Origin of the sequence: Deinococcus roseus (assembly GCF_014646895.1) — a bacterium.
GTDB lineage: Bacteria > Deinococcota > Deinococci > Deinococcales > Deinococcaceae > Deinococcus_C > Deinococcus_C roseus.
This window is the reverse complement of record NZ_BMOD01000018.1, coordinates 47,075-70,184: the sequence shown is the minus strand read 5'-3', so window position 1 is coordinate 70,184 and position 23,110 is coordinate 47,075. Positions and strand designations below refer to the sequence as shown.

The 23,110-nt window shown below is 56.5% G+C and carries 27 protein-coding genes; 5 read left to right on the top strand and 22 right to left on the bottom strand.

Features of this window, described 5'->3' with window-relative positions; genetic code table 11:
• Positions 1 to 98: 98 nt before the first annotated feature.
• The 10 genes from IEY52_RS18795 to IEY52_RS18750 form a co-directional block, all read right to left on the bottom strand.
• Positions 99 to 1,424, bottom strand: a complete 1,326-nt coding sequence (locus IEY52_RS18795) for a replicative DNA helicase (protein WP_189005330.1) — start codon at positions 1,422 to 1,424, stop codon at positions 99 to 101.
• Positions 1,421 to 1,723 (bottom strand): FUN14 domain-containing protein, encoded by a 303-nt coding sequence (locus IEY52_RS18790; protein WP_189005328.1) that lies wholly within the window; start codon positions 1,721 to 1,723, stop codon positions 1,421 to 1,423. The genes IEY52_RS18795 and IEY52_RS18790 overlap by 4 nt, the downstream gene beginning before the upstream one ends.
• The gene (locus IEY52_RS18785) at positions 1,724 to 2,185 is read right to left on the bottom strand and encodes a hypothetical protein (RefSeq protein ID WP_189005326.1); all 462 of its coding nucleotides are present in this window, start codon (positions 2,183 to 2,185) and stop codon (positions 1,724 to 1,726) included.
• A gap of 105 nt (positions 2,186 to 2,290) precedes the next feature.
• Positions 2,291 to 2,794: a hypothetical protein gene (locus tag IEY52_RS18780; protein ID WP_189005324.1), complete on the bottom strand. Its 504-nt coding sequence runs from the start codon at positions 2,792 to 2,794 to the stop codon at positions 2,291 to 2,293.
• Positions 2,787 to 3,443 carry a DsbA family protein gene (locus IEY52_RS18775; RefSeq protein WP_189005322.1) on the bottom strand — a complete coding sequence of 219 codons (657 nt, stop codon included), beginning with the start codon at positions 3,441 to 3,443 and terminating at the stop codon, positions 2,787 to 2,789. Before IEY52_RS18775 ends, IEY52_RS18780 begins: the two co-directional genes overlap by 8 nt.
• Complete coding sequence (locus IEY52_RS18770; protein ID WP_189005320.1) at positions 3,427 to 3,897, bottom strand: hypothetical protein; 471 nt, start codon at positions 3,895 to 3,897, stop codon at positions 3,427 to 3,429. The genes IEY52_RS18775 and IEY52_RS18770 overlap by 17 nt, the downstream gene beginning before the upstream one ends.
• Positions 3,898 to 4,070: 173 nt before the next feature.
• Positions 4,071 to 4,307: a hypothetical protein gene (locus IEY52_RS18765; protein ID WP_189005318.1), complete on the bottom strand. Its 237-nt coding sequence runs from the start codon at positions 4,305 to 4,307 to the stop codon at positions 4,071 to 4,073.
• 43 nt (positions 4,308 to 4,350) lie between these two features.
• Positions 4,351 to 6,051, bottom strand: coding sequence for a DNA primase (gene dnaG / locus IEY52_RS18760; protein ID WP_189005317.1), 1,701 nt, complete (start codon positions 6,049 to 6,051; stop codon positions 4,351 to 4,353).
• A gap of 4 nt (positions 6,052 to 6,055) precedes the next feature.
• Entirely contained in the window at positions 6,056 to 6,523 is a 468-nt protein-coding gene (locus IEY52_RS18755) for a hypothetical protein (RefSeq protein WP_189005315.1), read from the bottom strand.
• The gene (locus tag IEY52_RS18750) at positions 6,513 to 7,580 is read right to left on the bottom strand and encodes an acyltransferase family protein (protein ID WP_189005313.1); all 1,068 of its coding nucleotides are present in this window, start codon (positions 7,578 to 7,580) and stop codon (positions 6,513 to 6,515) included. Before IEY52_RS18750 ends, IEY52_RS18755 begins: the two co-directional genes overlap by 11 nt.
• Positions 7,581 to 7,676: 96 nt before the next feature.
• Between IEY52_RS18750 and IEY52_RS18745 the strand changes: the two genes are divergently transcribed.
• The 3 genes from IEY52_RS18745 to IEY52_RS18735 all read left to right on the top strand — a co-directional run bounded on the left by IEY52_RS18745 (position 7,677) and on the right by IEY52_RS18735 (position 11,311).
• Positions 7,677 to 8,138, top strand: coding sequence for a hypothetical protein (locus IEY52_RS18745; RefSeq protein ID WP_189005311.1), 462 nt, complete (start codon positions 7,677 to 7,679; stop codon positions 8,136 to 8,138).
• A gap of 19 nt (positions 8,139 to 8,157) precedes the next feature.
• The gene (locus IEY52_RS18740) at positions 8,158 to 10,437 is read left to right on the top strand and encodes an FG-GAP repeat domain-containing protein (protein WP_189005309.1); all 2,280 of its coding nucleotides are present in this window, start codon (positions 8,158 to 8,160) and stop codon (positions 10,435 to 10,437) included.
• A 148-nt stretch (positions 10,438 to 10,585) separates the two neighbouring features.
• Positions 10,586 to 11,311 carry a hypothetical protein gene (locus tag IEY52_RS18735; RefSeq protein WP_189005307.1) on the top strand — a complete coding sequence of 242 codons (726 nt, stop codon included), beginning with the start codon at positions 10,586 to 10,588 and terminating at the stop codon, positions 11,309 to 11,311.
• A gap of 25 nt (positions 11,312 to 11,336) precedes the next feature.
• Here the strand turns inward: IEY52_RS18735 and IEY52_RS18730 are convergent, their stop codons facing one another.
• The 5 genes from IEY52_RS18730 to IEY52_RS18710 form a co-directional block, all read right to left on the bottom strand.
• Positions 11,337 to 13,196 (bottom strand): MBL fold metallo-hydrolase, encoded by a 1,860-nt coding sequence (locus IEY52_RS18730; RefSeq protein ID WP_189005306.1) that lies wholly within the window; start codon positions 13,194 to 13,196, stop codon positions 11,337 to 11,339.
• A gap of 18 nt (positions 13,197 to 13,214) precedes the next feature.
• A complete protein-coding gene (locus tag IEY52_RS18725; protein ID WP_189005302.1) occupies positions 13,215 to 13,478 on the bottom strand; it encodes a hypothetical protein in 264 nt (87 codons plus the stop codon).
• Positions 13,475 to 13,759, bottom strand: a complete 285-nt coding sequence (locus tag IEY52_RS18720) for a hypothetical protein (RefSeq protein WP_189005301.1) — start codon at positions 13,757 to 13,759, stop codon at positions 13,475 to 13,477. The genes IEY52_RS18725 and IEY52_RS18720 overlap by 4 nt, the downstream gene beginning before the upstream one ends.
• 40 nt (positions 13,760 to 13,799) lie before the next feature.
• Positions 13,800 to 14,273 (bottom strand): hypothetical protein, encoded by a 474-nt coding sequence (locus IEY52_RS18715; protein ID WP_189005299.1) that lies wholly within the window; start codon positions 14,271 to 14,273, stop codon positions 13,800 to 13,802.
• Between the two features lie 122 nt (positions 14,274 to 14,395).
• The gene (locus tag IEY52_RS18710) at positions 14,396 to 14,986 is read right to left on the bottom strand and encodes a hypothetical protein (RefSeq protein WP_189005297.1); all 591 of its coding nucleotides are present in this window, start codon (positions 14,984 to 14,986) and stop codon (positions 14,396 to 14,398) included.
• Positions 14,987 to 15,133: 147 nt separating this feature from the next.
• Between IEY52_RS18710 and IEY52_RS18705 the strand changes: the two genes are divergently transcribed.
• Positions 15,134 to 15,880: a hypothetical protein gene (locus tag IEY52_RS18705; RefSeq protein ID WP_189005295.1), complete on the top strand. Its 747-nt coding sequence runs from the start codon at positions 15,134 to 15,136 to the stop codon at positions 15,878 to 15,880.
• A gap of 80 nt (positions 15,881 to 15,960) precedes the next feature.
• On the opposite strand, the gene IEY52_RS18700 is transcribed toward IEY52_RS18705, so the two are convergent.
• The 6 genes from IEY52_RS18700 to IEY52_RS18675 form a co-directional block, all read right to left on the bottom strand.
• Positions 15,961 to 16,389 carry a hypothetical protein gene (locus IEY52_RS18700; RefSeq protein ID WP_189005293.1) on the bottom strand — a complete coding sequence of 143 codons (429 nt, stop codon included), beginning with the start codon at positions 16,387 to 16,389 and terminating at the stop codon, positions 15,961 to 15,963.
• A gap of 240 nt (positions 16,390 to 16,629) precedes the next feature.
• A complete protein-coding gene (locus tag IEY52_RS18695; protein WP_189005291.1) occupies positions 16,630 to 16,920 on the bottom strand; it encodes a hypothetical protein in 291 nt (96 codons plus the stop codon).
• Between the two features lie 59 nt (positions 16,921 to 16,979).
• Positions 16,980 to 18,011 (bottom strand): hypothetical protein, encoded by a 1,032-nt coding sequence (locus tag IEY52_RS18690; RefSeq protein WP_189005289.1) that lies wholly within the window; start codon positions 18,009 to 18,011, stop codon positions 16,980 to 16,982.
• A gap of 70 nt (positions 18,012 to 18,081) precedes the next feature.
• The gene (locus IEY52_RS18685) at positions 18,082 to 18,636 is read right to left on the bottom strand and encodes a thermonuclease family protein (RefSeq protein ID WP_229684866.1); all 555 of its coding nucleotides are present in this window, start codon (positions 18,634 to 18,636) and stop codon (positions 18,082 to 18,084) included.
• A gap of 423 nt (positions 18,637 to 19,059) precedes the next feature.
• A complete protein-coding gene (locus tag IEY52_RS18680; RefSeq protein ID WP_189005285.1) occupies positions 19,060 to 19,890 on the bottom strand; it encodes a tRNA guanosine transglycosylase family protein in 831 nt (276 codons plus the stop codon).
• Positions 19,887 to 22,049: a DEAD/DEAH box helicase gene (locus IEY52_RS18675; protein WP_189005282.1), complete on the bottom strand. Its 2,163-nt coding sequence runs from the start codon at positions 22,047 to 22,049 to the stop codon at positions 19,887 to 19,889. Before IEY52_RS18675 ends, IEY52_RS18680 begins: the two co-directional genes overlap by 4 nt.
• 115 nt (positions 22,050 to 22,164) lie before the next feature.
• Between IEY52_RS18675 and IEY52_RS18670 the strand changes: the two genes are divergently transcribed.
• The gene (locus IEY52_RS18670; protein WP_189005280.1) at positions 22,165 to 22,401 is read left to right on the top strand and encodes a hypothetical protein; all 237 of its coding nucleotides are present in this window, start codon (positions 22,165 to 22,167) and stop codon (positions 22,399 to 22,401) included.
• A gap of 39 nt (positions 22,402 to 22,440) precedes the next feature.
• Here the strand turns inward: IEY52_RS18670 and IEY52_RS18665 are convergent, their stop codons facing one another.
• Positions 22,441 to 23,004, bottom strand: a complete 564-nt coding sequence (locus tag IEY52_RS18665) for a glycoside hydrolase family 19 protein (RefSeq protein ID WP_189005278.1) — start codon at positions 23,002 to 23,004, stop codon at positions 22,441 to 22,443.
• Positions 23,005 to 23,110: the final 106 nt, after the last annotated feature.

Here is a 23,110-nt window from a genome sequence, read left to right as displayed (position 1 = left end):
ATTTGCAGATAAGTTATATAGAGGTTCCTCCGAGGAGGAATTCCACACACTTGCATTAATATTATCGCCTGGCATCAAGAAAGTCAAACAGCGTCATACTATGCCACTTTTTCCTGCAGCTCATCAAAACGGGTGTATTCGCCCCTGAACATCATGGGCACCATGCCCGGAGGACCATTGCGCTGCTTGGCAATCAACAGCTCTGTCAGACCGGTGGGTTTGTAATTGGGTTTGTTCTGCTGGTAGTAATCGTCACGGTAAATGAACATCACAATGTCCGCATCCTGCTCCACCGCCCCGGAGCCTCTGGCATCACTGAGCATGGGCCGTTTGTCTTCGCGTTTCTCCAGGTCCCGGCTGAGCTGCCACAACATCAAGAAAGGGGTGTCGAGTTCCTTGGCAAGTTGCTTGCTGCGGTTGCTCAAATTCTCCAGTTTCTCCACTGAGGAGGAGAACTTCTGGTCTGCCCCCAGGAAACCCAGGTGGTCCAGCATGAAAATGCCCACATCCCCATGGTCGCGGTGGAAGCGCTCGCATTTTTCTTCAAGTTGCCGGATGTTCAGGCGCTTGTCGTAAATGTACAGGTGGCTCTTCTTGAGGGTCTCCAGGTACTGGCCGATTTTGCGTTTCTCATCGTAATCCAGGTCCCCTGAGATGATGCGGTTGAGGGGAATCAGCAGGTTCAGGCTGGCCAGACGGTAAAGGATCTGGCGCTTGGGCATTTCAAGCGAGAAAAAAGCGCAGGGTCTGGATTTGCTGATGGACTCAAGGATGGACAGCGCGATGCTGGTTTTTCCCATGCTGGGACGGGCCATCAGGTAAATCAGGTCTCCCAGGGAAAAGCCGTTGATCAACCGATCCAGGGTGGCAAAGCCGGTGGACCGGATGTCATCGTTGCTGCTGGGCTGCTTGATGCGTTCCATGGTGTCGTCCACCAGGTCACCCAGATGCTCCAGCTGACCCACCTGCGTTTTGTCTTTGCGGGTGGCCCCCAGCACGGCCACCTCAATGTTTGACGCGGCCTGGGTGTTGTCCAGGGACAGATCCAACGCGTGCCCCATTGCATCTTGCACCCCCTGAATCATGTGCCTGCGGGTGCTTTTCTCGATGACCAGTCGGGCGTGGTGCACGGCTTCGTACATGGTGGAGAAGGCTTCTGGCAGGCTGGAAATGTAGGCGGGCCCTCCAGCGTTGTCGAGTTGCTTGTGGCTGGTCAGGTAGTCGCACACGTGAATCAAGTCCACGGGTTTGTGCTGCTGACGCAACCGGGTCATGGCTCCAAAAATCAGTCGGTGCCGCTGGTCATAGAAGTCTTTGTGGGTCAGCAAGAAAGCCACCGGCTCCTGCCAGAGTTGCTGGTGGGCCATGAAAGCCCCGAGGGTGGCGGCTTCTGCCTTCAGGTCGTGGGGGAGGTTGATGATCACAGTTTCTTTTTCCTCCAGATCCAGAAGAACCCCAGCAGGAAACTGGCGGTGTCTGGCAGGCCAGCGGTCAGCAGGTTCTGGGTGTTCACCAGTTGCTGTGCGCTGACCATGCCGAGGGCGTCACGGATTTTCTCCCAGTTGATGGTGAGCACCCCCACCCAGGACAGCCATTGCAGCATCAGGAAAATCACCCCAAGCAAGATGGCGGCCAGTTTGGAAATGGTTTTGAGGGAAAGGGCACTGGCGTAACCCATCAGGAAACTGAAGCTGAGGGCCGAGAATTGTTCCAGGGTGAGCATTCAGTTGCGGTTTCCCAGGCGCACGGTGACCCGGAGGGTGTCGTGCCCCAGCCCGTTGATGAGCTCGATTTCCTCGTTGATGCTTTTCACCAGGGCCATGCGTGCATTGAGGCGTTTTTTGTGTTCCGGTCCGGGGTCCTTGTCGCCTTTGAGGCGCCTGATTTCGCTTTCCAGCTGGCCCCTTTGCTCCCACAGCCAGTCCCGGGCTTCAATGGCTTCCATGGCGCTTTTGTAGATGTGTCCGATGCACTGGATCATCGGATCAAAGGTGTTGTCGGTGAGCTGCAAGAGGCGCTTGCGCACCCCGGCGATCTCCTGTCCCAGGTATTTCATGGTGGTGTCCCTGAGGGAGCGGGAGGTGCGCAGCATGTTGTGGGCACGGTAGAGGTTGATGTAGAGGTTGGCGAGGTATTGCACTTCATCTCCAGAAGTGGCTGGTACGGGTTTTTCGAGGGCAGTCATGCGTAAATTATACGTCATATTTTTTTGGAGCGTTATAGAAAAAATGAAACACCCCCTAAATTGGGGGCGTTAAAAACTAGGCGTAGCTTTATATTAATTGAAGAGCTACTTGCTTTTCAAGGGTGAGATGGTGATGGTGTGTTCGCTTTTGGGGGTGGGTGCTTGTTTGCTGGCTTTTTCTTCTGCCTGCGCAGTGGCCTCAAAGTGCCTGCTGAGCTGAGGAACCATGCACAGTCCCACACACACCACCACAAAGAACAGGCAACTCATCGTAGAAAAGTCGTATTTGGGGCTGTGGCTGATCAGGTAAGCCGCATTCACCACCACCTTGTATTGCATGCTGATGGTCATGAAAGCCACCATGATGGCCACGGTCAACCCCATGCGGTTGCGCTCCTGCGGCAAAAAATAACTGAAGCAACAACGCACCAGCACACTGAAGGTGGGCAGCAGAAACACCCCGGCCAGCAGCAGCAGCACCGCCACCTGAAAGGCGTGACCCAGAATGGCAAACAATCCAGCGAGCACCAGGGAGGTGTAAAACACATTCGGGTAGTTTTCCAGGTTGAACACCTGCCAGCGCTCGTAAACCGTCATGGACTCATTCATGTTTTGCCTCCTGGAGCTGCTCGGCAATCAACTGCTTCAGGGTGGATGCACTGAAGCCTGCAGACTTCCCATTCACCAGCAAGGTGGGCGTGCCTTTGAGCCCCACCTCTTTCAGGGCATAATCCAGGTTCCCCTCTGCTTCCTGATCGCTGGTTTTCTGCACACATTGCTTCAAGGCCTTCTCCTGGGTTCCACCCGCCTGCCGGTAGGACTGCAGGTACACTTTTGCCGTGTTCACACCATGGTTTGAAGTCTGGTGGGACAGCACCTCTTGCACAAAGGCCCCTGCCAGTGCAGGGCTGTCTTTGCGGATGCAGGCTTCATAACGCAAGCCCAGTTTGCTGTCCTGGTGCAAGAAAGCCACGTTGACATACTGCAGCCGAATTTCACCTGCAGCCAGGTGCTTTTTGAGGATCGGGCCGACCATGGGCTGAAAAGCCTTGCAATGCTGGCAGTTCAGGTCAATGAATTCAGTGACCACCACTTTGGCCGTGGGGCTGCCCAGGGTGGTCCCGAGGGCAGGATCCACCCTGAAACGCTGGCTGCTGGCCAGGGTGCCTGCAAAGGCAGTGGCACACACCAGAAACACCACCAGACCACTGCCGACCGAGGTCAGAAACTTCTTGTCGTTCTTAAATTGCTCGTTCATGGTTTTCTTTCTCCAGGGGGGTGATTTGCTGCATGGATTCCACGGACAGCACCCGACCGGTCCCCAGGGGACCTGTGAAACGGTAGTTTTTGCGGCGCTTCATTTGCGAAGCAAGGTCCTGGGGCATGCGAATGAACACCGTGAAAGGCTGCAGGCGCTTGTTCTCGGGATAAATGCCCAGCCTGACCGTCTGGTGGTCGTGTTCGTACTTGGCGTATTTGCCTTGCACCACAAAAAAGCTGCTGGTGTCGTGGGTGATCTCGGCGTAACTGGCCACCGAACGGTTCTTGGCGATGCCGTTTTTGGGCACCGTCAGATACACCAGAAATTTGATGCAGCACTGCTGTGCTGCGGCCTGGGAAAGCAATTCCATCAAACGTTTCGGACTGCCCCGGTATTCCAGTTGAAAAGACGCTCCCTCCTGGGACACCACCTTCAATTGCCTACGGCCCACAACACTCACATTGCAGGGGGCAACAATGATTCTCGCTTCCGCTATAAAAGCCTTCATAAAAAACATCATAACAGATAAAATTCGAGCATCATAGAATATTGAAGCGTCATATTTTCTGGAGGTTATACAAAGAAAAAGGGGTGCCTGAAGGCACCCCTTTGAACCAGGTCAAATCACTCGGTCTTCAAAAACAACCGCTGGTAAATTTTACCGATCAGCACGATGAACGTGACCACACTCATGGTGGTGGTGGGGTGCACACCCATCTGGTTGAGGGGAATGGCCACCAAACCCCCCAGGATGACGAAAGCCAGGAGGATCAGCGGGAAAAACGCCTTCACAATCACTGCTGGTACGTTTTTCGCGGTTCCTTGGCTGCTTTTATCGATGTATTGTCTTCCCTGCATCATGACCTCCTTTCTATTTCATTGCTATCATACAATTTGGCCGTTGTCAATCAATGTGCACCACCTGCTGAAGTTTTTGTTGCAACATGTGAATTTCCGAGAGCAACATACGCTGCCTTTGCGGATCTGCAGTGCTCAACTCCGCACGCAACACCTGCAATTGCGCTTTCAGGGTGACCCGCCCCAACTTCTCCCGGTACTCCGACAAAAAACGCTGAAAAGCCTCTTCGCTCATGGCTTCATGCTCAGCAAAAACCACCTGCAGCAACACGTCTTTCAGGCCCTGCTGTTCCAGCCAGTCCAAGAGCATCTGCGGGTCTTGATGCTGTTGCAACCCTTTCAACACTTGCTGCAGCAACACAGACTGGTAGCCGTCCGCCTCCCCACACCACTCCCTCCACGTTGGATGCTTCCACAGGTGAAACACCAGCAGGTCCTCCGTGCTGGGCTGCCCCCCAGGGGTGACCTGCCAGGATTCCAGGTTTGGGCCTTTGGCATGGTGGTCCAGCCACTCCAGCAGGCGCTGCTCCGGCATGCCCAGAACACTGGCAACCTGGCGGCGCATGTCCAGTGCAGCAAAATCCAGCACAGAGAGGGGTTGCATGCGGGGAAGCAGTTGCTGCAAGAAATCCCGCTGGCCCTCGGGTGTTTTCACATCGCAGGCAGACAGCGCCACCTCAACGCGAAAATCCACCTCACTGATCCCATGCTGCAGGCCGTTCACCAGTTCCGAGACTTCTCCGGAAAGCAAAAATTCAGCGGGATCTTTGCCCGCAGGAACCTGATGGGCGGAAACCGCAAAAGACCGACCAATGGCCTGATCCAGACCTGCCAGGGTGGCTTTGATGCCCGCCTCATCCCGGTCGAACATCAACTTCAAACGCCGGATTCCCAGCCGGGACAGCACGTCCGCATGTTCGGCTGTGAGGGCCGTTCCCAGGGTGGCCACGGCATTGTGCACACCCGATTGCTGCATCATGATCACATCCAGGTACCCCTCAACCAGCACCAACCCATCCTTCAAGGCCACCCCCCTGGCCCGATCAAGGCCGTAAAGCACGGTTTTCTTGCTGAACAGCGGGGTTTCCGGGGTGTTGAGGTATTTGGGTTTGCTGTCATCCAGCACCCTGCCCCCAAAGCCCACCACCCGGCCCAGGGCATCCCGGATGGGAAACATCACCCGGTTGCGGAAACGGTCATAGGTGCGGTGCTCTTTTTGCGCCAGCAATCCAGCGTCCAGCAGCAACTGTTCATCGATGCGCGCCGCCTTGGCGTGCTCCAGCAAAGCCGTCCACCCTGAGGGAGCAAAGCCCAGCTCGAACGCCTGAATGGAGTCACTGGTGAGGCCCCTGGAATGCAAGTACTGCAAGGCTGCTGCCCCAGCAGGCTGATTGAGGCAGGCCTGGAAATACTGCAAGGCGAACTGGTTGACCTCCAGCAATGACATCTTCTCTTTGCTGGAGGCGAATTCAAGTTTGATGCCCGCCCGGTCCGCCAGTTTCTGCAGGGCCTCCGAGAAAGAAAGGTTCTCGGAGCGCTGCACAAAAGAAAACACGTCCCCACTGGCCTTGCACCCAAAGCAGTAATAGTAATCGGCCTGGGTGTCCACCACAAAAGAAGGGGTGTCCTCACGGTGAAAGGGGCACCTGGCTTTGAGCCGGTGCGGACCTGCTGGAAGCAGTTGCAGGTGCTCTGCCACCACCGACTCCAGCGGCAATTTGGCTTTGATGCTGTCTTTCACCCCCATGGTCTCAGTCCAGTTCCTGAAAAAGCCGAATCCCGAAAGGCAAGGCCACCCTGCCATACAGCAAAACCACCAGCAGCATCAACAATCCCGCAGCAGGTGCCACTGCAGCCATCCACACCAGACCGAAAAAAGCCAGGGCCAGCAGCAACACCAGCAAACCCACGCTTGAAGCCAGCAGGATGCTTCCAGTCACACAAGACCAGAAAAACCGCCTTTCTTTGCTCCAATCCTGCTGGTGGATCCACTCGGCAAGCCGCCTGGCCCCATAGCAAGCACACCAGTTGAACAGAAATGCCAGCGCCACCGGAAGCACCGCAGCGCTGATGGCTGGATCTGCACCTCCCGCTTTGAGCAGCGCAGACAGGTACATGGTGGTGCCGTAAACCGTCACGCACCCCAAACCCGCATGGAAGAGTTGCGTGAATGACATGGCCTGAACCCTGAAAGGCAAATTGCGCAATTTACTCAGCATGAACCATCTCCTTTTTTTGCCTGATGGGGCGTGAAGTGTTGAGCACGGGTTTCTCAAACCAGCGGTGAAGCAGGGCCGCTGCGCCCACACTGAGGGCCATGCCCACCAGTCCGGTGCCCAGCGAGCCGCCGAGGCTGGAGTAGGCGTGTGAAGCCACAAAAAACAAAATGGGCAGGTGCACCAGGTACAGGGAGTAACTGATCTGCCCGAACCAGGACACCAGCGGGGTTTGCAAGAAGCGCTGCAACTGAGGTGAAGCCAAAATGGCAGGGATCACCAGTGTGGCCCCGAAAGCAGAGATGTACCGGATGAAAAACAGGTCCTCTTGAATCCACCAGTACCGGTGAAACACCAAAGCCACCCCCAGCAAGAAAGCCGCATTGCGCAGCAGGGGGGACTTCTGGAATGCGTCTTGCACTTCGGAGTGGTGCAGGGCCAGCAGTGCGCCCATCACGAACAGGGGAACCATGCCCAGGGGAAACACAAAGAACCCCCCCAGGAAACCCCCTCCCAGGGTGACCAACAGCACGGTGAAGGATGACATGGTGTTGGATGCCAGGAAGCGGATCACCACCGGCATGAAAAACGCCATGTGCAATTCCACCAGCAGGGTCCACAACACCGGATTCACCGACTGAATGTGCATTTTCGGGTTGAGCAACAGCAGGTGCTGCAGCACTTCCTGAACGGTGAGGGGCTGGTACCAGCGCATCACGATTTCGGTGAGGGGCTCTGTTCCATGAAAGTGCTTCAGGGCCACTGCAAGCAGCAAAGAAACCAGATAAGCCGGATAGAGCCGTCGAAAGCGCCTGAAGATGAACTTCAAAGGCTGCATTTCCCGACCCTGCTGCAGGTAAGGCAAGCTGAGCACGAAACCGCTCAACACGAAAAACGTGTCCACCCCTGTGGCCCCCAGGTTCCACAACACAAATTCCAGGGCACTGGGGATTTTGGGGTGCTCTGCAAACGGATAGTAGGTGAAAACCGCGACATGGGAAAACACCACCATCAATGCAGCAATTCCCCGCAGAGCATCAAGCGAAACGAAGCGCGTCATACTTCCTCTATAAAACTGGGGGTGTCAATCATTCCCTGAGTATAATTCAAAGCGTTATATTTTTTGGAAGTGTTATATAATCTCGGTGGTGATAGAATGAAAAGAACCATCACACTCAGCCTGATGGGCGCGTTGCTGTTCACTGGATGCGCCCAGGAACTGGACCTCCTGTTCCCCAAACCTCCCCCCACCCCGGTGCTCACCCCGGAAGTGGTGGTGACCCTGCAGACCGGCGAACCCTGCCTGAAAATGCAAGTCACCCTCACCAAACCCGACGGTCAAGACCTCTCCCCGGAAATCACCCCCGGAGAAAAGTGGAGCATCCACTACCTCAAAGGTGAACTGAAAAGCGGCGACCTCAGCGTCAAAGCCACCTGTCAGGTCAAAGACCAGGCCACTGGCCAACTCAAAGTCGGCTTTTCCCTCACCCGCTACAAACTGCAAGGAAGTACCCCCATCCTGGTGGACATCCAACCCCCCCAGGAGAAACAAAACCTGAACACCCGGGTGCAATACAGCACCCCGGTGCCCACCGTGCTGCCCGACGACAAACAATGATTCCCCCCAGGAGCAACCCATGAAAAAAACCCTGCTTTCCAGCCTCACCCTCGCCCTTCTCGTCTCTGCCTGCAGCACCACCCCCCTGCCCCACAGCGAACACAACAGATCCGCCAAATTCAAATCCCTCGGCAGGGTGGAACTCGACCTCGGCACCAGCGGAGGCATCCAGAAACAGGCCCTCACCTTCGGCAACCCCCAGGTGCAATTCAAAGGCATCTCCAGCAACGTCTACGACGTGAACGGCTGGCGGTACTTCGTGGCCACCTACGCCATCCGCAACGCCTCAGGCAACGGAACCCCCGACCCCAATGCCCGCACCAACATCACCCTGGTTGCCGCTGAAACCGCCAACACCATGGCCAACACCGCCATCCGCAAACTCAGAAGGGCAGACGATGTGCTGGTGGACCCCGCACTGGCAAAACAAATGTTCCCCATGACCGCCGTGGACGCCAACCTCAGCCCCATCCCCAGCAAAGCCAGCTTCCAGGCCCTCACCCAGGCCGAAGTGGACGCCATCCTGCCCGCCACCCTCTCCGATGGGGTCCTCAACCTCTTCCCTTACGGCTATGTGGTCGACAACGTGGCCGGAGGCCGCACCCTCCCCGGCAACCCCCTCACCGACCAGTACGATGGCACCTTCACCATGGCCTGGAAAACCCCCCTGCAAACCCCCATCGAGAACACCCCCCGCAAATTCAGCTTCATTGCCGAAGTCCTTCAGGACACCGAAACCCGCGTCACCGAAGCCCTTGATGAACAAACTGCAGACAGCAACCTGCTGGTCACCCGCGCCAACACCGCAGGAGCGACCCTGGTCAACATCCTGCCCGGCAGCACCTTCACTGCACTGCCCACCCGCACCATCTGCAAGATCCCCCTGGCCAGCGGCTTCAACCCCCCCTACCTGGTCAACCAGACCTCCAGCTTCAGCAAACCCCTCCCGCCCACCTCCAGCAAAGCCAACCAGAACACCACCGTCAAAGCCGTGTTCAACTGCGCCGACCACAACTTCACCCTCAACCCCCTCGGCAGCCAGTTCCTGATTTTCGGTTCCTTCACCGGAAAACGCCTCACCGACGGCAACCCCTTCAACTCCGGAACGCTCACCCAACTCCCAGACGGCAGCTGGCAATACACCCCCTCCGCCACAGCAGGCTTCAAACCCGGCGAAGAAGTGGAAGCCACCATCAACTGGACCAACGCCGCCTCCGCGTTCGTGCTCCGGTTCCGCATCGGCACCGGAGCGCAAGGTGCAGCGGGCTACGACACCGTCAAACGCTACGCCACCAACTCCCAGAGCCCCGTGAACATCACCCTGGGAGACGTCAACAACGACGGAAACCTCGACCTCCTGGTGGGCTACTCCGGCACCAACGCCAGTTCGGTCAGCGTGCTGCTCGGTTACGGCAACGGGGTGTTTGATGCCCGACAGGAAATCAACACCGGCACCCGCCCCTTCGGCCTGCAACTCCACGACTTCAACGGAGACGGAAACCTCGACATTGCCACCGCCAACTCCACCAACACCGTCAGCATCCTGCTCGGCAACGGCAACGGCACCTTCCAGACCAAAACCGACTACGCCACCGGAAACAACCCCCTCGCGGTCACCGCTGGAGACCTCACAGGTGACGGCAAACCCGACCTGGTGGTGTCCAACTTCCAATCCGGTTCCAACAGCATCAGCGTGCTGCTCAACACCGGAAACGGCACCTTCCAGGCCAAAACCGACTACACCACCGGAACCCAGCCCTACCACGTCACGCTCGCCGACATGAACAATGACGGCAGACTCGACGCGGTCACCGCCAACTACGGATCCAGCACCACCAGCGTGCTGCTCGGCAACGGAGACGGCACCTTCCAGGCCAAAACCGACTATGCCACCGCCGCCAACGCCCGTGAAGTTGCCGTGGGAGATGTGAACGGCGACAACAAAACAGACGTGGTGGTGGTCAGTTCCACCACCAGCAAAGTCAGCGTGCTGCTCGGCAACGGAGACGGCACCCTGCAAAGCAAAGTGGATTACACCGTGGCAGGCCTCGGAGGAGCCGTGAAACTCGGAGATTTCGACGGGAATGGAAACCTCGACATCATCACCGCCCACACCAACACCGGAAACGTCAGCATCCTCAACGGCAACGGGGACGGCACCTTCCAGACCAAAGTGGACACCGCCGTGGATCCCGCCCTGCGCGGACTGGCCCTCGGGGACATCAACAACGACACCAAACTGGATTTTGCAGTGGTGAGCCTCCTGAACAACCGTGTGTCCATTTTTCCCAAAAAGTAATTCTCAATGATCTTCAAGGGGCCTGCTTTCCATGCAGGCCCCTGTTCTTTTTGCGACCAACTGTCGTTTCAGGCCAAATTTCACCTTCCACTGTCCATCAACCCCGCAAACCTGAGAACAGCAAAGCCAAATTAGGCATACTTGAACCATGGACATCCAAAATTACAATTCCAGCAGTTTGCGCTATGGGGTTCCGGCATTTCTTCTTCTTTGTGCTCTGGTGGCCGCTACAGCACCAGCCGCTGCATTGGTTGCAGGTACGGTGGCCGCCACCGTAGGTGTGGTAGATATGGGTCTGTCAGTTGCAGCAGAACAGGCCAAAGAGGCCCTCACCAAAGCCAGCATGCAGCGTCTTCAGGACTTCATCTCAGACCTTGAAAGCAACAATTGCCATCTGACGGTTGAAGACCTGAAACAGGAACCGATCATCCATGCTTCCTGTCTGGTTTCAGAGAACATCGCAGCAACCCGCAACCGTGAAAAACGGCGGTATTTTGCGTTTCTGTTCATGGAATTCAAAATGCGAGGAGAGTTTTCAGACACCAGCATGGACGTCTTTGAGGAAGATTTGAGAATCCTTGCAGACATGTCCGAAAGGGAAATGCGGCTTCTGATCGTCATAGAACGTTTCTTCAAGTTTCTGGAGGAGGTCAATGCCTTACCAGATCGAACTGAACGCCTTAGAGCTAAATTTGAAGAACTGTGCCTGGAAATTCCAGCAGATCCAGAGGAGTTCAAAGGCCTGGCAGAAAGACTCACCAGAACTGGATTCGTGGTTTTTTCCCAGGGGCTTGCCAACACGGGTTTTCTGGTGGCTTACCGTCCCACCCAGAATTATTACAAGTTCAAAGAACGCCTCGGTCTGAAGAGCTGATCGACATTCCCCCACACCCTACTTCTCAGCTTTGTCTGGATTCGCTGGAGAGAGTGTAAACGCCTCTTTTCAAACGCACAAAAGTTCCTTCGGCCATGCGTTGCTTCAGCCACTTCTGGGCCAAAAGTTTGCTCCCTGAAAACCCACGGTTGATCACCTCCTGAAGGGTGACAGGATAGGGACTCAAGCGAGCAATCATCGCCGAGAGGGAATCCGCCGCTGGCACCTGCTTTGGACCCCGCCAACGTTCTGTGATCTGCACCCGGGTCACAGAACCCCGCACACCCTCCACCCGGTAAGTTCCCGTGGGGAAGAAGTTCGGGTCTTTCAGGTCTTTGAAGTGCAAGGTGAGGGTGTTGGTTTCTGCATCAAACACCCCCTGAACCTCTTCTTTGAATTTTTTGACCCTGGTTTCTCTGGGGGCATCGGTGGTAGCCCCTCCAGTCTCTGAAGTCTGGTTTGCGGAGACCGCTTTGCGTGGGATCACGATGCTGGTGCGCTTCAAGTGCGGAGCGGCTTTCAGCACTTCCACCACCTCTCCAGCTTTCGGCAGGTGCACTTCCCGTTCTTTTTTCAGGTGGTCTGCCAGGGCGTGACGGGCATTCGCTTCCCCGTGGGTGAGGATCACCTTGTCGCTGGGGTAACTGGTCAGCTGGCTGATGATGCCCATGCGGTCGGCATGCGCGGAGAGGTAGAAGCGTTCCACCCGGCAGTACGCTGCAACAGGCTCAAAGGCCGTTTTGCCTCCTCCTTTTGGTCCCACGGGCAGCATGACCTCTCCCCCTTGCTGGAGTTCCAGCAGCCTGCGACCCGGGGACTCTGCATCCTGGTATCCCACAATGAACAGGCCGTTTTTTTCGTCTCCCAAAAGGCCCCTGGCATACATGGGGCTGGGACCGGCCTGCAGCATTCCCGATGAGGTGATGATCACGCTGCGCTCCCTGGAGGCAATGATCGATTCACGGTGGCGTTCGTCTTCCACCAGGGCCACTGGGCTGCGCAAGAAGGGCTGCAGTCGGGCGTTTTTCACCTGGTTTTGCAGGGCTTCTGGCAGTTCTGGCAGGAGGTCTTCGTACACCTGGGTCATGCTGCGGGCCATGCCGTCCAGGTAGATGGGTGCGGTGGGCAGCAGGTTGTTGGCCATGTGGGAGAGCAGGATGCTCACCATCTCCTGGGCCCTGCCCAGGGCGAATGAGGGGATCAGCACTTTCCCGCCACCCCGGAGGGTTTCGTTGATGCCGCCCACAAAGTTGCGGACCTGTTCTTTGCGTCCTGGGAGGTTGGTGTCTCCGTAGGTGGACTCACTGACCACCACGTGCTGCTGGATGGGCTGAGGGGGTCTGTAGGCAGCGTTGGTGGTCACGGTGGCGACGTTGGAGAAGTCTCCAGTGTGGAAGATTTTTCCAGCGCTGCATTCAATGGCCACGCTCGCTGCGCCCAGCAGGTGGCCACTGGGGACCAGCATGAATCCAAAACCGTGCTCGGTGACATGCTGGAAGTATTGCACCACCCGGATGCGCTCCAGAGCCCGCTTCATCATTTTGCTGTCAAAAATCATTTCCCCGGTGCTGCGGGTGATCTTCAGGGTGTCAAAGAGCACTTCCTGCAAAATCCGGGCGGTGGGGGCTGTGCAGTACACCGGAAGGTCCCGGAACATCGAGGTGACCACTGGGAGGGCGGCCACGTGGTCCAGGTGGGCGTGGCTGAGCACCATGCAAGTGGGGGTGTTTTCTTTTTCCTGCAGGAGTTTCAAGTATGGGAGGGAAGCGTCGCCTTGCATCCCTGGCCGCAAACCAGCGTCAATCAGCAGGTTGGCTTCCGGCAGTCGGTAAAGATAACAGGAGGCTCCCACTTCATCGGTGCCTCCCAAACCCAGAAATTCCATGTGAATCCTCCAAAAGGTTCAATTGGTGGTTTTGACGGTGAACAGGTGCAGGAAGTCTTCCAGGGTGGCCTGTTCATCCAGGGCTTCCAGGGTTTGCTGGATGCCGTCGAGTTGCCTGCCTGGCAGGTCATCCAGCTCAAACGCGTTCAGCATGCCCATGAACCACGCTGGCTCTCGCTTGGCCCGCTGGATCAGGCTTTCCGGTTCCGCAGGCTGGTGTTTGACCTGGGGTTCGGTTTCAGGGGCAGCACAGTGGATTTTGTTTTCTGCCTGGTTTTTCATGGTGGGGTTTCCTCTTTTGGTGGGGTGACTTTGCGGGCCTCACGGGCGGCCTTTTGAAGGGTGCGTTTCTGGTGCTCGGTGAGGGCTTCTCGCATCAATTCGGATGAATCCTGGTTTTGCATTTTGGCCTGTTCCGCATACCACTGTTTCAGGTCGGATTCGATCAGCACGGTGACGGGCACAGGGTCCTGCATTTTGCGGGGTGCGCCTGCGTTTCGGCGTTTTCCACCGGCGTTCCTGCGGGGTCCGCCCCATCCCGGGTGGCCTTTGCTTTTGCTCATGGTGTCCTCTGGATTGATTGTACAGGTGCTGTCGCACAGGTCAATTCAATGCAGTCCAGGGCAACTGGCTGAAGTAGTGGTGGAGGGTGGTCGGGGTCAAAGGCAAGGGTTGCTGGGCAGGGCGTGCTGCGGTCACAAAACAATTTCCATCTAGATCCACCCGTCCGATGCGCTCGATGGTGGCCAGGGTCAATCGGCAAGTTTTGGGGTCCAGATACTGGATGTGCCACCCCACCACAGGAATCCCTGAGAAAGGATTGAGGGTGGGGGGAAGGGTGTAGTGCTGTCCGTTGGAACTGGTGACCTCCAGTCCAAACAGCGGGTAACGGCCCTGAAAGGTGCTGGTGAGACGTTCAGGCAGGTGGTGTCCGAACTCCAGGGGGCCGGACCATTGTGGAATGGGGAAGTGTTCAGGGTGCTGTTCTGGCCAGGGTTGCTTGGCTCCTCTGAGCCGCTGGAACAGGGAGGGTGTGCGGTGTTTTGAAGGGTGGGTTCTGGTGGGTGCTCTGAGCATGGTGCCTCCTGCATGACTTATCTTGCTGATTGTATAAGATATAATCAACAAGATCAATCCGTCGCAGACAGCAATCAACAAAAAAGAGGCTTGCAAAGAAGCCCCTTTTTATCTTTCTGCCCTCAACGAACAGTGATCCACACCCAGCACAACACCAGAAACATCACCGGAATGGCATAACACACCCCCAGGCGTTGCCAGAATTCCATCCCACTGCTGTGAACTTCCCATTTCTGCATGGCTGCATACAACGGGTGCGTGACATCCACCCATCCCTGTGCGTCCCCCGTCTGCTGGCGCATTTTTCCCATGGCCAACGTGAACAGACCGGTCACCACCGCAATGCTGCAGACAGTAAACATGGCCGAATTGCCCACCAGTGGAAAATCCGGTCCTTGACGCATCAGCAGGGCAATCGCCCCCCACAACAGAGCTTCAAGTCCCACCCACGTCAACATTCGCATGCTGGGCACAGTCCAGGCGTTGAGTTGCTTGCCCGCCACCAACAAAGTGATGCCACTGATCAACATCACCACAAACCAGGGGCCAATCACCCCCAGTCCATCAAGGTCGTGCTTCAAGCTGTTCCACACCCCCACCAGGAACAACACACTGACCGAAGTGAAGACCGCCCCACAGGCATTGCTGAACACAATGGCTGCCACCAGCGCTGCGGTGCGCACCTGTCGCCTGAATTCCAGATTCAATTCCACACTCACCCCCAACCTCACACCACAAAAATGATGCTCGCAAATCAGATTTTACACCAGAAAAACTTTAATGCCTGGATTTTTTATAATGCTCTGATATATGGTGATGATACTGTCAATCCATATTCCTCTCAAAAGAAGGAGAAAAGCATGAAAACCACCACCGCCCCCCTGCTGTTCGGAGCGATCCTCACCACCCTGGTGTCCTGCGGCTCGGTCGTCCCCAGCACCAAAGCCACCATCACCAACAGAACCGCCAACGGAGCCGTCCAGACCTTCACTGTTCCCCTGGACAGCAAAGCCACCACAGGCCTCACCGGAGTCACCCTGTACATCCTCCAGCCTGCAGGCCACGCCCCCCTGCTGGTGACAGGCACCCTCAACCCCGGTAAAACCCAGGTGACCTTTGACCTTACCCACACCAACCCTGAAGCGACCATCGAAGCCGTCAAAGACTACGGCAAACCCACCTCCGGCACCTGGGAGGTGCAGTGCTCCGGCAACCTCAACAGCAACCTGAGCGACTTCAAAGGGAACTTTGGGGTGACCTTCATGCTGAATTACGGGGACGCTGCCAAGCCCGCCGCCATCCAAAAAACCACCCTGAAAGAGCAAGGGGAGGCCCGCAACACCGCCAGCATGCAAAGCGTCCAGCTGGCCTACAGCCACACAGCTGGACGGATCCTCGGCAAGCAATCTTGTACCTACAAAACCAGTGTCTCCACCAACACCCTCAACTATGACATTGACACCCAACTCGCCCAGGGCTGGAACCAGTTGAACATCAACGGAGACATCACCACCACTGTGGTGGGCTCCAGTGTCACCATCGACCAGAGCTTCTCCATGACAGACAGCCGGGACCTGGGCACACTGCAGCTCAGTCTTTTGCAGTGATGCCTGCCCGATCCCGTCGAGAGCAGCTGCAGGGAAATCCCTGCAGCTGCTGTCTTTCTATGGCGTGGCTTGAAGAAAAATCATCGTCTGCTGATGGTTAAAAACGGCACAACGCTCATGAAAATGATGGTGGTCATGCCCGAAATCAACTTGATGTCAGGGATGCCCTCAAATGGACCTCCGATGGCCATCAACCAGATGATGAAAGCAAGTCCACCCAGGCAAACATTCAACCACTGCACGGAATTGTCAGGATTCCTGGCGTTGAAGTACCTGGAAACCAGAGCCAGAACAAAACAAACCCCCGCAGATATCATGATTGCAAGATTCTGATAACCGATGGTGTCCACCGTTTCTTTCCCCTGAGAGTTCTTGATGAGGTTGTCCAGGGCCAGATACAAACCCAGGGCTTCACTGGGCACCAACTTCACAAGTGCACTGAAGTACCCATCTGACTTCCTGCTGACTGGATCCGGTTCTTTTGCAATGCCCAGGTTTCTCTTTGGCACAATTTACCTCCGCCTTATCACCCAATTTAAATTCTTGCGGAAGCTCAGATCATTTTTAATAGGGAAGAACTCCATTACGAAAAACCTGGAATTGCAGTATAGTTTTCCAGTCCGTGTTTCCTTTGAGAATAAAATCCTCTTCTCTGCAAACATGAAAACCCCTGCATTTGCAGGGGTTGAAGCAGAGTGGAGCGCAGAATGAACACCGCCGATTTCAATCACCAAACCTTCGGAAGTTGATCAGGTCCTGAGGGCCTCTTGGTATGCTTCCACTTCCAGTTTGTCCACTGCCAGATCCAAACTGGCAAATGTCTGGTCCCTCTGGAGGGGATGGTCGATCATCAAGTATTTTGAAGGCTCAAGGCTGTGAGAGACATCAACCATGATGCTTGCGTTGGGAAAGTACTGCTCCAATTTCTCTTTGAGTTTTTGATTGAAGTCGCTGGTCACAAGTTCTGTGGCTTTGCCTTCGCCCTGAGAAAAGTTCTTGCTTCCAGTGACTTTCAGTGTTCCAGTGAGCCATGTTCCCATGTGGACCTCCGTATTCAGGTTTTCTTGTTGAAGTGTTTTGCGTCGGGTGACCCAAAGGTTCAGTTGATTCCAGAAAAAGCCTTCACATCGGCCAACAGTTGCGTCAGTCCATCTACAGACACCTTGAACATCGGCATGGTGTTGATGGCAGAAGCGTAAGGACTGGTGGGGGCAAAATAAACCACCCGCATCCCGGTCTTGCCAGGCATTTGCATCACACTGGCGTCCATCAACGTCAAACTGATCAACTTCTCCCCCTGGCCGGGCAGGGTGTAACCCAGGTTCAGGGTGGTGACCTGAGGAGACTGGGATTGCAGTTGGTAGCGGTACTGCACCTGGGAGGCTTTGCTCACGGCTTCTGCGGTGATTTGTTTCTGCAGGCCTTCCAGGGCAAAGCTGTTGACGTAATCGTCGGTGAGCAGGGAATTCAGTCCAGAGAAATTCAGGGTTTTGAGGGACAGCAAGAACAGTTCCACCGAAGATCCCACTGAAGCGTTGCCTGCCGGTTGTGGGGTGAAGGTGTTGCCTTGCTGTGGGGTGTTTTGAGGCACTGCTGCCTGCCGGGGAATGGCGCGCTCTCCTGGCTGGTGGGTGAGGTAGCCTTTCAGGGCAGGCACGGTCAGCAACTGGCTGGTGACCTGGTTGGCCACACTGGCCGCTGCAACCGCAACAGAATTGCTTTCCTGGACCTGAATGCCAAAGAAGTTTGCTCCTCCGGCTTTGGAGTTGCCTTCAAAGTTTCCGGCCCACAGCACTTCTGAACTGACGTGGTCTTTCAGTTCCACGCTGACTTTGACGATGAGGGTGGTTTCGGTGAAGCCCAGAATGCCCGTGGTCACCTGTCTGACGTCGGTGATGGCTCCGCTGAGGGTGAGTTCGCTGACGTTCTGGTCTTCGAAAATGCGGAAACGGTTGGATTTCTGCAGGGCCTCTTTGAGGCTGGAATACAGGCTCTGGTTGACCGAGCAGTCACGGGCTCCCTGCACGCACTCAAAGGATTTGAGGGTGAGGAAAGCCTGGGTGTCTGTGGTCTGGGCCTGGGCGATAGAAGCATAAAGTGGAAGTGAAAGCATCAAGAGGGATTTTCGCATGGTGACCTCGCTGGAATTCTAAAGTGTGGAAGGGCGAACTTGCATCAGGGGTTTCCCGGTTGGCTGCACATCATTCACAGGCCAGGCGGTCTTGATCCTGATCAAGGGCAGCCCTGTATCCGGGCTGGCCTTGATGGAGGGGGGCGACCCCTGCCGCCCGGACTTCCTTGCAGTTGCGGTAGTAGACCTCTGTGGTGGAGAGGGGAGACTGGGGGTTTTTGCGGTACTCCCACGGCCACTGGAACCTGCCGGACCACAAACCCAGCTTTTTGGTTTTGGCCTGCTGTTGTTCGGGCAGGAAGGATCTGCTGTATTGCGTGTATGCGAACGCATTCCCCTGGGACACCAGCCAGGCATTGAGGCTGCGGCTGTCCCCCTGGATGCTGCACACCGATACCATGCGACCATAACGGTCCTGGTCTTTTTTGACGCAGGTGATGGTCTTGTGGCGTATTTTGTCGGCGAGTCGCAAAGCCACTTGCTGACCACAGCGGAAAGATTTGTTGTCACCATCAAGACAACTCTGGCTGGATTCCGGGGCATCGATGCCCCACAACCTATGCTTCTGGCCGTGCAGCAGCAGCGTGTCGCCATCAACCACACTGGCCAGCCCACTCCAGGACACTGCTTCAGCCTGACCTGCGGAACTGACCAACAGGCAAAAAAAGCACAGAGACATTTTGAATCCAAATTGATGATGCACAAATTAAGCATAACCAAATTCCTCAGTGGCACATGTTCTTGTACAGCCAGGGAATTCCCTTATTGCTCCAAGTTTATGCAGGGAATGAACAAATATCATCTCAAACAAAAAATTTACCCTTGTATAATCCTCAGAAAAAGCATGATGCACCGGGAATTGCCTTCGATCAGCCATGAAAACGGCAACCTTGCCCTCTCCTACAGGCGCTGCTTTTCAGATGTGTCAAAGTCATGCCTGCTCTAAGCACCCATTGGAACCGACACCTTGTCTCACCACAGAAAAACCGTGGGAAGTCCACGGTCTTTTTCTTTTGCCTGATGTGGCGTTTGTTGGGCAGCTGACCCTTCATGCGGTCTGACGCAAGCAAAACTGAACCGCTGGATCCCCCAGGGTCAGCAACACCTCCTGCAGGTTCTGCAAGGCCAGATGCATGCGTCCATGAGGAGAGAGGTGGCCCTGTGGGACTTTGCCCTGCCAGTTCTCTCCGCTCGCTGCCCACTGCACGAAACTGCTGGAGTCTGCAGAATGAACCCCTATCTCCTGCAGCAGGAGCAGCAACTTCGGGCTTCCCAGCCCAAAAGCGTGCACTGGCAAATCCCCTGCCTCTTCAAGGACAGGTTCAAGGAGGGTTCTCAATTCCGTTTTGTCGTTCAGTCGCGGCACCAGTCCCCCCACACCAATTCCATCAAAACCTGCATCCCGGTAGGTCTTCGCAGCTTCCCGGGCCGTGTGGGCACAGCAGGCCTGCAAACTGGCATACAGTTTCATGCTGGAGTGCTGCTGGTTCTGCTTGGCCCACACGGCATTGGTGACGGTCCACTCGCAACGCTTCCTGCGTTCTCTGGCACTCAACTCCGGGGTGAGCATGAAATCCAGGGTGAAAGCCGTGTCGGCGTGTGCTTCCTGAAAAGACAGTACTTCTTCCGGGGTGAGCAGTTCGCTGCCCACCTGGATGGCCGCCCGGTCATGCATGGGGATCAGTCTGGCATCTGACCTGCGGCTCACAAACCCACCGGAGTCCACCATCAAGGCCAGCGGGGGGCGTTTCTCCGGGCTCATTTGCAGGGCGTATTGGTAGGACACCATCACGGTGTCCACCAGTCGGGGCAAGTAAGGGCGAATCAGATCATCCAGCGGGTAACGGGGACCGAAAGTGGTGACTGGAATGAATTTCATGCAGTTTTCTCCTTGGGAAAAGTCTGCGAGAGGGCCAGGAAGCGCTGCACGGCCAGCAAATGCTTGCAATCGTGGCCCCTGCGCGAATCGAGGCAATTGCATTTCCGGGTGAAACCCAGGTTCAGATTCACGGTGCGTGGATCGAACCCCACCACCTCAAAAACCCCTGGGGTGCTGGTGGGGTGCACGGTGAGTTCCCGTGCCCGCATCGCCCGGTACCAGGCCTGCTCGTCCAGCTGGGGTTCATCCTGGGGTTGCAGCAGCAAGGGCAGGTCTTCCTTGAAGGTCCAGGCACCACAGGACTTCACCAGCCCTGCTGCAAGTTCGACCCACCTCTCAGCACGCTCCAGACGGATCCCCTCCCCGGCCCAGCTGGCCGGATCACTGAGCGCGAGACCCTCAATGTCTGTGATGCCCCTCTCCAGCAATGTGCGGGCATGCACCCCCCCGATGCCTGGAATCAAGGTCAACGTGGCGTGTTCCTCGGTCAGGCCATGCCTGACCATCAAGGCCAGCACCCGGGTTTTCCGTTGCACCTCCAGGAAAGCCGGGTTGTCCTGAACCGGAAGCAGTTCGGCGAAGGCCTGCAGCACCCGGCACACCTGCTCTGAGGCCTGCCGGAGGTCAGAAGTGGGCACGGTGGGTTCTTCCTGGCGGGTGTGGCTGCGCAGCACGCAAGACGTGTGGTACGCGCCGAGCAGTTCCGCGTGGGTGATGGGCAGGGTGGTGAGGTCCCGACTGGGGGTGCCTGTGAGCATTGTGCGGGGCTCGCGGCCCACCCGGAAAAGCAGATCACGGAGGGCTTCGCGGGAAGGCAGCAGGACCTGCACGTCCGGCGTGCTGACCGCAAGCACCAGCAGGTCAAAGAAAGTGAGGTCAGCAGAGAACTGACCGCTGAGTTGCAAGACGGTGTCCACCTGCAGCATGTACCGAGCGGCAATCCAGCCGGTGCGGGTGACTTTCAGTGAGCCCGCCTCCTCCTTCAGCGCTCCGGTGAAAATCAGGCTGTTCACAGGGCGTCCCAGGTCCTCCGGGTGCTGCCTGGAACGCAGGGTGTGCTGGTAGGCGCACTGCAGTTCTTCCAGGGTCCTGCTGGTGCGGGCTGCAACCTCCGCGACAATCCAGCTGGTGAGGTGGCCGTGTTTGAGGCCACTGCGGATGGGCTCGAACTTCCCCTGCAGGTAAGGCTGGGCATGGCTGGGGTACCGGTAGATGAACACCACCGCTTCCCCTTCCAGGTGCAGTCCGGGTCTGCCTGCTCTGCCTGCCCGTTGCCAGGCACTGTTCACGCTGATCGGCACGTACTCCCCCTGATGGTAGCGTTCCATGTCGTAGAGGATCACCCGCTGGGCTGGCAGGTTCAGTCCCATCTCCAGGGTGGGGGTGCAGAAAAGCGTGAGGATTTTTCCTGCCCGAAACTGGGCCTCGGTGTGCTGTCTCGCCTGAGGACTGAGGCCTGCGTGGTGCGCAGCGGCCCCAAACTTCTTGGCGAGTTGTTCGGCGCGGCTGCGGGACCCCACGAACACCAGGGTGCTTTTGGGGGTGATCAGTTCTGCTTGCAGCAGGTCTTCTTTGGAGCTGCCGGTGAAGGGCACCACCCGCCAATTCAGAGGCACAGGTCGGTGGGTGCTGTGATGCGTTTCGGCCTGAAGCCACTCTCCAAGCTCTGGGAGGTTTCCAAGGGTGGCAGAGAGGGCCAGGGTGCGCACGAAGGGGTTCAGCCTGCGGAAACGGGTGAGTGCGCTTTCCAGGGTGGGTCCCCGGTGGGGATCGGCGAGCATGTGGAATTCATCGACCACCAGCAAATTCACCTGGGGAATCCAGTCCCAGTGTTCGCGCCAGAAGCGGGTGATGAACTCGAATTTTTCGTAGGTGAAAATCAGCACGTCCTGCTCCAGCGGGGGCTGGTCCGTGAATTCGGTGTCTGCTGTGTAGAGGCCCACTTTGAGGGTTTCAGCCCAGGTGTCGTGGATTTCCTGGGCCATGGTCTTGAGCGGGCACAGGTAAACAATTTTGAAGCCCTGATGCGCGGTGTGCTGGGAAGCCAGTCGGGCAAGGTGGGTTTTTCCTGCCCCGGTGGGAAGCTGCAAAATGAGGTCTTTGGGGGGTTCTCCGGTGGAGAAAAGCATGTCCAGTGAGGGGAAGATCGCCTTTTCCATGCACCCATTCTATCAGAAATCAATCTATTGGATTGATTTTTATATCTATTGGATTGATTTTTATATCTATTGGATTGATAAATCTATCCTACAGATTGATGTGCTAACGTGAATCATGCCCAACCTGGAAGAACAACTCATCGACCAGATCCGCACCCGCATGCGCCACCAAAAGCGCACCCAGAAAGACCTCGGGCAGCAGATCAGCCCAGACAGCAAAAACCCCGGACAGGTCATCAACCAGTACCTGCAGGGTCAAAAACCCCTGGTGACCCACACCCTGCTGAAAGTGCTGCAGGCCCTCGGGGCCAGACGCATCACCATCCACTGGGACGAAGACCCCCAGACCTGAACCAGAAAACACCCGCAAACGTCGCTGTTGCTCTCATGGCTACAACAAATTCAGCACCTGTCGGGTGAGCACCAAACGCCTCTGCCAGTCCCTTTCCGACCCCGTGATTTTCTTGGTGATCCTTGCACACTTGTCCTGCACCGTCAACCTGCGGTCAGCAGCAATGTCGTTGCAACCATGATCGCTCCAAAACACCGCAGCGGCCAGAGACCCCACCCCCGCCTGCAACAGCAATTGCGGGGCATCCACCAGATTCACACCCAGCCTCCTGCCATACAGGGTGTAATTGCGTCTCCCCGTCAACTGAATGTACCCCCGCCCCCTGAAAACCCAACCATCACCGGGATGGACGTTCCCAAGCTCAGCCCGATTGCCGTACACCTTGTTGGCCAGGGCCTCAGGGTTCCTCTCGTAAGGCAAAGCCTCAGCCAGGCTTTTGAAGCGAGAAGGCCACACCTGCAAGATGCGCCTCGCTGTGTAAGACAGGTTCTCCTCTTTGGGAATCAGGCTGCTCTCCGCCATCAACTGCGCGACAAAGTGCGCCTGCTGGATCCTGTCATCAATCCCAAACTGCTTGCATGCCTGCGTGATTCTCCGGGACACTGCATCAGGCTGGGGAACTCTTTTGTTCAGGCGAACAATCACATCAGTTGTGATCACAGCAGTCACGCACCTTTCACCCCAAAACAAATTCAACTCCAAATCATTG